Source organism: uncultured Shewanella sp. (genome assembly GCF_947501665.1).
In the GTDB taxonomy this organism is placed as follows: Bacteria; Pseudomonadota; Gammaproteobacteria; order Enterobacterales; family Shewanellaceae; genus Shewanella.
In genome coordinates this window covers 37680-51154 of sequence record NZ_CANMWS010000034.1, presented here as the reverse complement: position 1 = coordinate 51154, position 13475 = coordinate 37680, and the positions used below count along the sequence as shown (strand labels likewise).

The window sequence follows — 13475 nt, the reverse complement described above, 5'->3', positions numbered from 1 at the left end:
AGTATTTCAACCCGCTTGATTGAATCAATGCCTAAATCTGCTTCCATGTCCATATCCAGCGCAAGCATCTCAGTGGGATAACCTGTTTTTTCTGCCACCACCGCTAACATCGTCTTTTCCAGTTCATCACTAATAGCACTGTGAACAACTTGCTTTGGGAGTTCATGAGACTTATCCATGACATGTGTCTCATCAGTCTTACTAACTTTCACTTTCTCAGGGGAGCTAACATCTTTACCTTCTGATAATATTTGTTTTTGTTCTAATAATGCTGTTTCCAACAATTGACTGTGCGTCTCGGCTTGCAATGCTAAATATTGCTCATGTTGTTGCAAGGTCTTTGCATGTTTTTGATGGTAGTCATCTAAACGTTGCTGTAATTCTGGTGAAATAGATGTTCCTTTTTCACATAATGTATTTTGCTCCGCCATTAATTGAGTAACGGTTTCATTATATTCTTTAGGTATTGTAAGAAATTGCTGATGAATGGTAAGCATTTGCTCTTGAGCTAATAGCAAATCTTGTAGATTTTGCTTAGCCTGAGTCATTGTTTCAGGTGATTGCTCGGCATGAACATTCACATCTTGAATCGTTTGCTTTTGCTGTTCAGTTTTAAGGGGCTTATCATTTTGAACAGAACAAGTCATCCTTTCACCTTCAAGACTTTCTGCTGCTTGATAACCCGTAGAGTTATCAGCAAACGACACTTGTCCTGATGTTAAAGACTGTTCCATCTTCTTTTGCGTTGCTGGACTGATATGATTTGTCGCCGTTAGTTTTATGTGCATTGGCGTTAAATTTTCAGCTTCCCGTTTAGGCATTTGATAGGGATCTAATTCCGTTAATGGTAGACCAGCAACAGCCAAATTGACCGCAGCGGCTCTTAATTGGGTATCGCTGTTTCCTTTTGGATTCGCATCCATGCTGACAAAACAGACATCTTCAGTTTTATCGGCTAAGGTTTCTTTAACTAATTTTTGAAGTGTATTTTTGGGACCAAACTCAACAAATACTCGCGCTCCAGCCTCGTACATATTTAACACTTGTTGACTAAAATGAACCGAATTCAACATATGTGTTTTAAAACTATTTTTAATATGCTCAGCCTCGCTTAAATACGCCTTACCTGATGTATTACTGTAAATGGGTTTAAAAGGAGAAGAGAATTTAACTTTATCAATAGCCTGACTAAAAGGAACTTGTGCATGACTCACGAGTTGAGTATGAAAAGCCGCTGACACAGGTAAATTAATCACACTAAAACCGAGTTCAGTTAAAGCATGACTCACCCTTTCAACACTCTCATTTGTCCCTGCAATCACCACTTGAGTTGGAGAGTTATAATTCGCAATACTAACACCACTGAAATCAGCAATACACGATTCAAGCTGTGCTAAAGTTAATCCAGATTTAGCCATCACAGCTCTCATCACACCTCGGTCTTCTAACCCATTGGCATTGTCGACTTTGCTCGCCATAGCCTTTCCACGCGCATAAGTTAATTGATAATAGTCCGTTTGATTAATTACCCCAGCAGCACACAGCGCCGTTAACTCTCCAAAACTATGACCGGCAAACATATCAGCCTCAAAACCCGCTTTTGTCATCAACTCAAATTGACCTAAAGAAAGTGCCCCTATTGCACTTTGGGCATTAAGCGTATTGGTTAAATTAGTTTCTTGTTGTTTAACTTCGGATAATTCAAAAACAGGGTGAGGATAAACTTGCTCAGATAAAAGCGGTTGGTTGTGTTGGTTGAATACTTGATTGGCTTGGGAAAAATGCCTTCTGATCTCTGGAAAATGGCAAGCCAATTCACGTCCCATATTTAAATATTGGCTGCCTTGCCCCGCAAATAAAGCCGCTATTTTTTTTGTTTTATCATCTTGATAAATCAATGCGTTAGAACGATATTGTACTCCCCTCATACCTTGCCAATGCGCTGATTTATTACTGTCAAACATAGCCAAAGCTTGAGTAATCGCCGCATCAAGCTCCGTACTATTTTTTGCTACTAACCCTAATCGAGGTGCGTTCGCTTCCACCTCTCTTAAGCAATGAATCGCTGCTATCTCATCAAACCTTTGACCACTTTCCTTACACGCTTGCAGAGTCTCTTTGAGTAAGTGAATTAATTCATTTTTTGACTTTTCACTGAATAAAAAAGTCGTCGGAACATGCCTGTAACGATATTGGGGATGAGATTGATCCCTGTGATGTTCAGCAGTATATTCCTCTAAAACAAAGTGAAAATTCGTACCGCCAAATCCAAAAGAGCTAACCCCTGCTCGACGTGGAACGGCATCATCTTGACTAAACCAAGGACGCGTTTCAGTATTAAGATAAAAAGGCGAATCTGCAATATTCAACTTTGGATTAGGTTGAGAAACATTAATCGTCGCAGGCAATACTTTATGATGCAATGCTAACGCGGCTTTCATGAGCCCAGCGGTACCAGCTGTTGACTTTGTATGACCAATTTGTGATTTAACCGAGCCCAGAGCGATATGCTGTTTCTGAGAAGATTGTTCAGCAAAAACACTTTTTAAGCCTTCAAATTCAGCAACATCTCCAGCTGCCGTACCCGTTCCGTGCGCTTCAACTAACCCTACACTATGAGGCGATATTCCCGCATCGTCATAAGCACGTGTTAGTGCTTTAGCTTGTCCTTCTGGTCTTGGCGCATAAATACTTTTAAATTTCCCATCAGATGAAGAGCCCATTCCTTTGATGACTGCATATATTCGATTATCATCTCTCTCTGCATCGGCCAGCCTCTTAAGGGCAACCATACCAATCCCTTCGCCTATCATCATGCCTTTTGATTCAATATCAAAAGGCTGGATCACTTCTTGAGTCGTAAATGCTGGTGTTTTAGAAAAGCTCATATACATAGAAGGCGAATTATCGGTACATACTCCTCCCGTTATCATCATATCACTGCGGCCATCGACTAATTCACTGATTGCCATTCGCATCGCCGCCAATGAACCTGCACATGCAGCATCAACAACACAATTCATTCCACCTAAATTAAATCGATTAGCAATACGACCTGCTATCACATTGCCTAAAGAGCCTGGAAATGAATTTTCTTCCCAATGAATATATTGATCTTGAAACTTCTTAATCAACATATCACTGTCACTATCACTTATCCCACTATGTTTAAATACTTTTCTAAGAAGAGGATATTGCAAACGTGCAGTTAAACTATGTACAATTTTTTGCCCTCCACCAACACCAAGTGCAATGCCTATGTTTTCTCTGCTATCCTCATCATTAATATGGGCATCAATGAGTAGCTCTTTAGCAACAAGCAAAGAAAGAAGCTGAGAAGTATCGGTTAATTCTAAAATATTAGGTGGTAAGCCAAACTCCATAGGGTTGAAATCAACTTCAGGTAAAAACCCCCCTCTCTTACAATAACTTTTATCAGGCCTTTTTTGATTTAAATCAAAATAATCCTCAATACACCAATGGGTATCAGGCACATCCGTAATAGCATTAACCTTATCACTAATAAGATCCCAAAATTGTTCTAAATAACGTGCATGAGGAAATAAGTTCGCCATACCTACAATGGCGATAGGAGAGTCTTTTAAACGTTTTTTAAATCGAGGATCACCTAGTAATTGATTTTTTTCAGTATCATTATTCAGTTTCATAATAGCTCTCCAATCATCACCGACTACTACTCGAACATTTATATAGAAAGAACAATAAAATGAATCATCGAGTTATATTTAAATATTGCCTAAGCATTTAAACATTAAGGTTAATTGAAGAATTAACAATACTATTTATCAAAATGTAAAATTAAATGATTCAGTCAACCCCATTATGAAAAATACGCCCTAGTAAAAAGGAATTTAATTAGGTTTCACTTTAGCTTCAACTCATAGACTATGAATATTTTTAATCTATCAAATTAAACAAACATATATTATTTATCTTACTTAACTTAAAAAAATAAGAGGACAGTGATGACTATACGCCAACACAAATTAATAACCATATATCAACTATTGTTTAATACTTAAAATCATACTTGACTAATACTTCACTAATACTAATTAAGTGCTAAAGTAGATAATAGCGTTATAACTAGTACTAAATGACTATTACTGTCTTTTAGAACATTACTAAGGGGATTAACTAAAGAAGATAAATATTGGAAGGAATTAACAACTGAGGACTAAAACAGCGTATTATAAAAAAGCTAAAAAACCATGATCAAACATATAATTAATTAGTTATTATTCAATAAGATAGCAAGGCTTAACATAATAAATAAAACTGTATGTATACACCTATTATTTATCCTTTTCTAGATATCATTTTATTTGTATTTTCATTCTTTAGATATAAGAAATATAATTATCATTCATACACATACCAAATAAGATCAAACTGACACAATACTCCGCCTTCGAGTCATGAGAGCTTAAGGTTTTTCTTCCATGATTTTCTATCGTTATTATTTTTATCAGTATTCAGCGTAATATTTCACTGTATACTAATAAAAAGTATAGCAATGATTTAAAAGTGTTTTTACTCTTATTTCCAAGAGCTTTTACTCTTCTTTTTTTATAACAAAAAAAGTTTTTGTTATAAAAAGAAAAATCGCCTGCTTATGATTATTAATAATATCGACAAATAAAGCTCGATTTCATTGAAAAAACCTCCACATTAAACCAAGCCACTCTATAGGATCACATTGCCATATCCACTCTCACAAAACCTTGTAAGTAAACCACTCTCACTTCATCATTAACATTAAAAATCATATTAGGATCTCTGTCCTGTAGGATCATAATTTCTTGACCATCTTCTTGCTTAATCATTAATTCGACAAGAGCCGTTTGCTGGTAATAGCTGCCACTTCCGACATTATTTCCCACACCTGCTCCTACCAGTGCCCCTAAAATCGTCGCAACCGTTCGACCATTTCCGCCACCAAATTGATTGCCGATCACGCCACCAATGAGAGCACCACCAAAGGTTTTCCAACCTCTATTTTGATCTTCAATTAGTTGTTTTTGAGTAATATTTCTAACAGAGATGACCTGTCCATATTCGACTTTTTCTACAGGAACAGCTTGATTTCGATCATAGGCTGCCAATACAGGAAAGGTCATTGTTAACAATAAAAAAATACATGCCCAGCTAAGATTAGGTTTCAACATATCGATTTTTCCGCTAACTTAATAGGTAATCTGTAGCATTAATGATACCCAATTTGAACACTCTGTCCTACTTAAATAATGATCAACAGCCATTTCCTCCTATAGAGCAAGCATTAACGGAACCTAATGGATTGCTTGCTGTAGGCGGAGACTTAAGGCCCCAACGTTTACTCGATGCCTATTACAGTGGCATTTTTCCTTGGTTTAATGATAATGACCCTATTTTATGGTGGTCTCCAGATCCTCGAGCTGTTATTTCTGTTGGTCAATTAAAAATTAGTCGAAGCCTACGTAAATATATCAAACAACAAAATTGGCATTACACTATCAACCATGTTTTTGACCAAGTCATTCAGGCTTGTGCTATGCCAAGAAAAACCCAACAAGACACTTGGATAACCCAAGATATTCAAGCCGCTTATTTAGCATTACACCAGCAAGAAAAAGCACACTCAATTGAAGTATGGCAAAAAAATAGACTCATAGGCGGCTTATACGGCATCGCTGTCGGCCAAGTTTTCTGTGGTGAATCCATGTTCCATTTTGAAACTAACGCATCAAAAGCTGCAATGGTCTGCTTACAGCAGCACTTATCAAAGTCAAATTTTCGCCTGATCGATACTCAATTAGTGAATCCACATTTAACTTCTATGGGCGCGAAAGCTATTTCACGCAGCCAATTTATTTCTCAATTAATACAATTAAGAGATAAAGAGGTCGCCACGCAGTGTTGGAAACCAAGAGAGGTGTCTGTTGAGCTCTAAAGCCCAAAAATTTTCTGTAGGGAAAACCCAAACATTCAATTGCAGTTATCTCAGCGAAGAAATGGAACAGTTACTTGTGATCCAAGAACAAGGGCTTAATCCAAGCTTATTTGAACAACTTTTATCCCTAGGCTTTAGACGCAGCGGCAGTACCATTTACAGACCCGACTGCCCCCATTGCCATGCTTGTTTACCCATTAGAATCCCTGTCAATTATTTTAAACCCTCAAAAAGGCAAAAGCGGACAATCAATAATAATAAAGATATCACGTGGCAAATTGTCGATCATCATACAGAGCAACACTACGCCTTATATGAACGCTATATCAATGAACGTCATCGAGATGGCGGAATGTATCCCCCTTCTCCGGAGCAATATCATAATTTCATTTCAGCAAATTGGCTTTCACCTATGTTAATAGAATTAACCTTAGATGAAACACTCATTGGCGTTGCTGTCACCGACATTTTACCCAATAGTTTTTCCGCTATTTACAGTTTTTTTGAACCCGAAGAACATAAACGTTCATTAGGTAGTTTTTTAATTCTATTACAATGCCGGATTGCTAAAATGATGCAAAAGGAATTTTTATATCTTGGTTATCAAATAGATGAATCTAGAAAAATGGCTTATAAACGTAGCTATAATCCACACCAAATTCTCACATCATCCGGCTGGCTTCCTGCCGTTCCTTCGCCGACAAAGCCATAAGTCCCCTCCTTTAAATAAGAGATTCTCCGCTTTCGGGGAACTTTTCTTTACAGGAGCACTGAATTCCGGCATCATGCTTGCGTTTTTATTATTTGAAGGCTAACAGGATAACTGATTAATGGCGAAAGAAGACAACATTGAGATGCAAGGGACTATCCTTGAAACCTTACCAAATACAATGTTTCGAGTAGAACTAGAAAATGGTCATGTAGTGACTGCACACATCTCAGGTAAAATGCGTAAGAACTACATCCGTATTCTGACGGGTGATAAGGTTACTGTTCAACTGACCCCATATGATTTGAGCAAAGGACGCATCGTCTTCCGTTCACGCTAAAGTTAGTCCTAACCGATATATTGCAGATAAAAAAAGCCGGGATAAACTCCCGGCTTTTTATTACCTTTAATAAATGGATGCTAGCTTGTCACTTTTTCATGAGACTCAGTATGTATCACAATCTCGCCCTCTTTAACATCCACATGAGCAATGCCACCTTTTTCCAACTTACCAAATAAAATTTCATCTGCAAGCGGTCTTTTGATGGATTCAGTGACGACCCGAGACATCGGCCGCGCCCCCATACTTTTATCGTAACCTTTTTCGGCTAGCCAAGTTAGAGCTTCATCACTGACCTCTAAATTCACTCCTTTTTCATCTAACTGAGCTTGGAGCTCAACAAGGAACTTATCAACCACTTTAGCAATCACAGTCATGTCTAAATGATTAAACCAAATAATTGAATCTAAACGATTACGAAATTCAGGTGAAAACAATTTATTAATTTCAGACATCGCATCTTCACTGTGATCTTGTTGCTTAAAGCCCACAGATTTACGGATAGTTTCTCTCACTCCCGCATTCGTCGTCATCACTAAAGTGACATGCCTAAAATCGGCTTTTCGGCCATTGTTGTCTGTTAATGTTCCATGATCCATAACTTGCAACAGCAAGTTATAAACGTCTGAATGCGCTTTTTCAATTTCATCAAGCAACACCACACTGTGAGGATGTTTAATCACCGCATCGGTTAATAAACCACCTTGGTCGTATCCCACATATCCCGGCGGCGCCCCAATTAAGCGCGATACAGTATGGCTTTCCATATATTCAGACATATCAAAACGAATAAACTTGAGCCCTAAACATGACGCAAGTTGGCTGGTCACTTCCGTTTTACCAACACCTGTAGGTCCTGCAAATAAAAAGCTACCAACAGGCTTCGTTTCGACATTGAGTCCACTGCGAGATAAGCGAATAGCGGCGCTTAAGCTCTCAATCGCTGTATCTTGCCCAAACACCACCATCTTGAGGTTACGCTCAAGGTTCTTCAATAAATCCTTATCAGATGTGGATACGGACTTCTCAGGGATCCTTGCCATTTTAGCAATAATGGCTTCAATCTCATTTTGACCAATGGTTTTTTTCCGCTTACTCTGCGGTTGCATAGCCATTTTAGCGCCAGCTTCATCAATAACATCAATTGCCTTATCAGGAAGTTGCCTGTCATTAATGTGCTTATCAGACAATTTAGCTGCAATACTGAGCGCCGCTAAGGTGTAACGCACACCATGATGCTCTTCATATTTAGACTTTAACCCTTTAAGAATTTTAGTCGTTTCTGCTACTGAAGGCTCAGTGATATCAATTTTTTGGAAGCGACGCGCTAAAGCGTGATCTTTTTCAAAAATACTTTGATATTCTTGATAAGTTGTTGACCCCATACATCTTAAGTGACCGCTCGACAATAACGGTTTTAATAAATTGGAGGCATCCATGACGCCTCCAGATGCGGCTCCAGCACCAATAATAGTATGAATTTCATCGATAAATAAAATCGCATGCTCATCGCTTTTCAACTCTTTAAGTAAGCCTTTAAAGCGTTTTTCAAAATCGCCACGGTATTTCGTTCCCGCCAATAGCGCCCCTAAATCAAGTGAATATACCGTTACTTGACTCATGACTTCAGGCACTTCTTCTTTCACAATTCGATAAGCAAGACCTTCGGCAATGGCGGTTTTCCCCACACCCGCTTCCCCCACTAATAGTGGGTTATTTTTGCGTCGCCGACACAAAATTTGTATCGAGCGTTCAATTTCATCACTGCGGCCAATCAAGGGATCAATATGCCCTTGTTCGACAGCTTGATTTAAATTAAGCGTAAATTGCGACAACATACTGCGATCTTCTTCTTCCTCACTTTGATCTTCTAGGCGATCCATTCCCGGAGCTTGCTCTGGCGCATCGTCTTTTTTAGAAAAACCATGAGAAATGAAATTAACCACATCAAGACGGGTAATGGCACTGTTGCGCAATAAATAAACCGCTTGAGATTCTTGCTCACTAAAAATAGCCACTAAAACGTTAGCACCAGTGACTTCATTACGCCCGGAAGATTGCACATGAAACACAGCACGCTGCAATACCCGCTGAAAGCCTAATGTCGGTTGGGTTTCTTTTTCCTCTTCTAAATCAGCAATAATAGGCGTGGTTTGTTGTATAAAACTAGATACTTCTTCTCGTAGCTTATCGAGATCTGCACCACAAGAAACGAGTGCTTCCTGTGCTGAGGGATTATCAATTAACGCTAACAATAGATGTTCTACCGTCATATATTCATGACGTGCATCTCTGGCTTGTTGAAATGCCAGATTCAAGGTTATTTCAAGATCTTTGTTTAGCATAAGCCCCCCTAAAAATTAACGGTGATGAACTGACTAGGCTTCTTCTAAAGAACACAATAATGGATGTTGGTTCTCTCTTGCAAACTGATTGACTTGAGCAACCTTTGTTTCAGCTATACCAAAAGGAAAAACACCACAAACTCCTTTTCCTTCATGATGAATCGCCAACATTATCTCTGTCGCTTGCTGCTCGTTTTTACTAAAAAACTGCTTCAGTACATCAATTACAAAATCCATCGGCGTGTAATCGTCATTATTTAAAATGACTAAGTACATAGAAGGTCGCTTAAATTCAGTCTGTTCACTTTCTTCTATGTGTTCGATATGTTCTGTTCTACTCATGCTTCAATCTTAGCCCTTAGTTATCGCATATACCAATCTATTTCGATCTGTTCGATGCTTTTTCAATCGATACGTAGGTAAACACTTTAAAGATTAATCTTTAAATAAATGTATACATATTGTTAATTTTCTCTTGACTTTCTCTTTTTTTGCTTTCATTCTGTTACTTAAGCGCTGGATTTTTCATCGCTTTAATTTGGTTTTACTATCTTACTGGTAAGTAAACAACAGAAGGAAGTGAACGTATGGCAAGCGGAACTGTAAAATGGTTCAACAACGCCAAAGGATTTGGGTTTATTTGCCCTGATGCCGGTGGTGAGGACGTTTTTGCACATTATTCTACCATTGAAATGGAGGGCTATCGAACGTTAAAAGCGGGCCAACCTGTAACATTTGAGGTAGAAGCGGGCCCGAAAGGAATGCACGCATCTGCAATATCACCGTCTAATTAGTCAATAAAACGCAAAAAAAGCAGGGTTATCCCTGCTTTTTTATTGCCTTAAAAACACTTAATCACAAAAAATTAAGCGAAAATAGCATTTAAGGTTGCACTTGGACGCATCGCTTTTGTGGCTTTAGTCACATCTAAACGATAATACCCGCCTAAATCTACGGCCTCACCTTGAGCATCATTTAACTCTTTTACAATCACCATTTCGTTTTCTGCAAGGGTTGTCGCAATGCTTGAAAAGTGAGCTTGTAATGCAAGATCTTGAGTTTGAGCAGCAAGGGCTTGTGCCCAATACAAGCCAAGGTAAAAATGGCTGCCTCTATTATCCAATTCACCCACACGACGTGAAGGAGACTTGTTGCTATTTAAAAATTGACCAATCGCTTCATCAAGAGAATCGGCAAGTACCTGAGCTTTAGCATTTTGTGTCGTTTGACTTAAATGCTCCAAAGATGCTCCTAATGCTAAGAATTCACCTAAAGAATCCCAACGTAAATGCCCTTCTTTCTCAACTTGTTGGACATGCTTAGGCGCACTTCCCCCCGCGCCAGTTTCAAACAAACCACCACCATTCATCAATGGCACAATGGATAACATTTTAGCACTCGTGCCTAACTCTAAAATAGGAAACAAATCCGTTAAATAATCACGTAATACATTACCTGTAACCGAAATGGTGTCTAAGCCTTCTTTAACACGTGCCAATGTAAAGCGTGTCGCTTCAACAGGTGACATAATATGAAGCGCTAATCCGGTTGTATCATGATCTTGCAAATACGTGTTCACTTTTTGGATCATTTGTGCGTCATGAGCACGCTCAGGGTTTAACCAAAACACTGCTGGCGTGTTTGATAAGCGAGCACGATTGACAGCTAACTTAACCCAATCACGAATTGGAGCATCTTTAACTTGGCACATTCTATAAATATCACCTGCTTCAACAGAGTGCGACATTAATACATCACCATTATTGTCAATCACATTCACTGTACCTGCAGCAGGTATTTCAAATGTCTTATCATGACTGCCGTACTCTTCAGCTTTTTGTGCCATCAGACCCACGTTTGGCACACTGCCCATAGTAGTGGGATCGAACGCGCCATTCGTTTTGCAAAATGCAATCGTTTCTTGATAAACACCCGCATAACAACGATCTGGGATCATGGCTTTCATGTCTTTAAGTGCGCCATCAGGGCCCCACATTTGACCTGAACTACGAATAGCAGCAGGCATAGATGCATCAATAATCACATCACTAGGGACATGTAAATTGGTAATGCCTCTGTCTGAATCAACCATAGCTAATTGCGCTTGCTGGGTATAAACCGCTGCAATATCAGCTTCTATTTCTGCTTTTTTAGCGTCAGGCAAAGTGGCTATTTTAGCATACACATCACCCACACCATTATTGACATCAACACCTAATTCATCAAAAAGTTCACCATGCTTTGCAAATACATCGGCATAATACACTTTAACAGCATGACCAAAAAGAATCGGGTCTGACACTTTCATCATCGTGGCTTTTAAATGCAAAGAAAGCAGCACATCTTCTTTTTTAGCATTTTCAGTTTCACGGCGATAAAAATCAACTAACGCCGCTTGACTCATCACAGCACCGTCAACAATTTCACCTGCTTTCAATGACAAGGACTCTCTTAATACTTTTTCAGAGCCGTCTTTTTTAGTCAGTACAATATTCACATTAGCCGCTTGAGAAACTGTTAATGACTGCTCACTGCCAAAGAAATCGCCTTCGGTCATATGGGCAACATGTGATTTAGATTCGCTTGACCAAGCGCCCATAGAATGGGGATGTTTTTTCGCGTATTTCTTAACGGCGCTAGGCGCACGACGATCAGAGTTTCCTTCACGAAGTACTGGGTTCACCGCACTGCCTTTAATTTTATCATAACGCTTCTTGATCGCTTCTTCAGCGGCATTTTTAGGCTCATCAGGGTATACGGGTAAGTCATAACCTTTTGCTTGTAGCTCAGCAATACAAGCTTTAAGTTGCGGAATTGAAGCACTGATATTAGGCAATTTAATAATGTTCGCTTCGGGTTGAGTCGCTAACTCACCTAGCTCTGCTAATGCGTCATTAATCCTTAACTCAGGTTTCAAATGATTTGGAAAATTAGCGATAACACGGCCAGAAAGAGAAATATCTCGAATTTCAACATTGACACCTGCCGCTTGTGTAAACGTATTAATAATAGGCAATAAAGAGAAAGTCGCTAATGCTGGCGCTTCATCTGTTTCAGTGTAAATGATCGTTGACTTATCGTTCATATCTTATCCTACTTTGAATAATAAAAACTTAAAAAAAGGTAAAGCGTATCAATCAGTAAAATGATGTCTTCAAAAGATAAAAGAAGCAGCTCAGGCTTATACCGTAATGCAGAATACTGCTGGAATTATTAAAATAACGGCTCCCTATCACACCCGTCTTCTTTTATTTATGCTTAGTTAAAGTGAATCATCAAGATCTGTTTTTATATTCCAGTCTCTGTCACTTTTTAACACAATGGATTAAGGAGACTATGACATTTTAGACGCCCATCATAGAGCATTCCTTACAAGATTCAAATTTCGCTTCATTGTAATGGCAACTAAGCTGTACAATTATCACTTTCCATTACCCTGAGACTCTTGGCGTGACACAATCTCATACAAATAAAACAGCTCCGCATTCACTTAAACGCAATAAGCGTAAAGCTCATCAAACGAACAAAACCTATACGCCAAAGCCCGCCTATCACCGTCTAACTAAAAAACAAGTCCGTGATCCTAAATTGATTTTGTTTAACAAGCCTTTTGATGTCTTATGTCAATTTACCGACAGTGCTGGCCGAAAAACATTAAAAGATTTTATTCCTATTCCCAATGTCTACGCAGCGGGTCGCCTCGACAGGGACAGTGAAGGACTTCTACTGCTCACCAATGATGGAAAACTGCAAGCTAAAATCACACAACCGAATAAGAAAACAGCCAAAGTCTATTGGGTTCAAGTTGAAGGGATCCCTACTGATGAGCAATTAAACGCCCTGAGACAAGGCGTCTCACTCAAAGATGGACCAACCTTACCCGCAAAAGTCAAACGGATCGATGAACCTCAAATATGGCCAAGAACCCCGCCAATAAGAGAAAGAAAAAATAGCCCAACGTCTTGGCTTGAAATCAGCATAATAGAAGGAAGAAACCGCCAAGTTCGACGCATGACAGCCCATATCGGTTGCCCGACACTCAGATTAATCCGTTATAAAATAGGTCAATGGAGTCTAGATGATATTGCTTTAGGGGAATTTCGCTCACTCTCTTTAACATGAACAACG

10 protein-coding genes are annotated in these 13475 nt (G+C 39.0%); 5 read left to right on the top strand and 5 right to left on the bottom strand.

The window, feature by feature from the left end; translation table 11 throughout:
* Together Q0976_RS21105 and Q0976_RS21100 are read right to left on the bottom strand one after the other, a co-directional pair.
* Nucleotides 1-3668: beta-ketoacyl synthase N-terminal-like domain-containing protein (locus Q0976_RS21105; protein ID WP_299496162.1), on the bottom strand; the 3668-nt coding region annotated here is incomplete at its 3' end.
* A gap of 1047 nt (nt 3669-4715) precedes the next feature.
* Nucleotides 4716-5189 carry a glycine zipper 2TM domain-containing protein gene (locus Q0976_RS21100; RefSeq protein ID WP_299496160.1) on the bottom strand — a complete coding sequence of 158 codons (474 nt, stop codon included), beginning with the start codon at nt 5187-5189 and terminating at the stop codon, nt 4716-4718.
* Between the two features lie 53 nt (nt 5190-5242).
* On the opposite strand from Q0976_RS21100, the gene aat reads away from it, so the two are divergent.
* The 3 genes from aat to infA all read left to right on the top strand — a co-directional run bounded on the left by aat (nt 5243) and on the right by infA (nt 7002).
* On the top strand, nt 5243-5953 hold the full coding sequence (gene aat / locus Q0976_RS21095) for a leucyl/phenylalanyl-tRNA--protein transferase (protein ID WP_299496158.1): 711 nt from the start codon (nt 5243-5245) through the stop codon (nt 5951-5953).
* Entirely contained in the window at nt 5943-6665 is a 723-nt protein-coding gene (locus Q0976_RS21090; RefSeq protein ID WP_299496156.1) for an arginyltransferase, read from the top strand. The genes aat and Q0976_RS21090 overlap by 11 nt, the downstream gene beginning before the upstream one ends.
* A 118-nt stretch (nt 6666-6783) precedes the next feature.
* Nucleotides 6784-7002: a translation initiation factor IF-1 gene (gene infA / locus Q0976_RS21085; protein WP_005500725.1), complete on the top strand. Its 219-nt coding sequence runs from the start codon at nt 6784-6786 to the stop codon at nt 7000-7002.
* Between the two features lie 80 nt (nt 7003-7082).
* Here infA and clpA read toward each other — a convergent pair whose 3' ends face one another.
* Both clpA and clpS read right to left on the bottom strand, forming a co-directional pair.
* The gene (gene clpA / locus Q0976_RS21080) at nt 7083-9347 is read right to left on the bottom strand and encodes an ATP-dependent Clp protease ATP-binding subunit ClpA (protein ID WP_299496154.1); all 2265 of its coding nucleotides are present in this window, start codon (nt 9345-9347) and stop codon (nt 7083-7085) included.
* Between the two features lie 33 nt (nt 9348-9380).
* Complete coding sequence (gene clpS / locus Q0976_RS21075) at nt 9381-9689, bottom strand: ATP-dependent Clp protease adapter ClpS (RefSeq protein WP_298772078.1); 309 nt, start codon at nt 9687-9689, stop codon at nt 9381-9383.
* A 245-nt stretch (nt 9690-9934) separates the two neighbouring features.
* Here clpS and cspD point away from each other — a divergent pair, with 245 nt between their 5' ends.
* Nucleotides 9935-10141, top strand: a complete 207-nt coding sequence (gene cspD, locus Q0976_RS21070; protein WP_248942196.1) for a cold shock domain-containing protein CspD — start codon at nt 9935-9937, stop codon at nt 10139-10141.
* 71 nt (nt 10142-10212) lie between these two features.
* On the opposite strand, the gene Q0976_RS21065 is transcribed toward cspD, so the two are convergent.
* Entirely contained in the window at nt 10213-12432 is a 2220-nt protein-coding gene (locus Q0976_RS21065) for an NADP-dependent isocitrate dehydrogenase (protein WP_299496152.1), read from the bottom strand.
* A 365-nt stretch (nt 12433-12797) separates the two neighbouring features.
* Between Q0976_RS21065 and rluE the strand changes: the two genes are divergently transcribed.
* Entirely contained in the window at nt 12798-13469 is a 672-nt protein-coding gene (gene rluE, locus Q0976_RS21060) for a 23S rRNA pseudouridine(2457) synthase RluE (protein WP_299496150.1), read from the top strand.
* Nucleotides 13470-13475 lie beyond the last annotated feature (6 nt).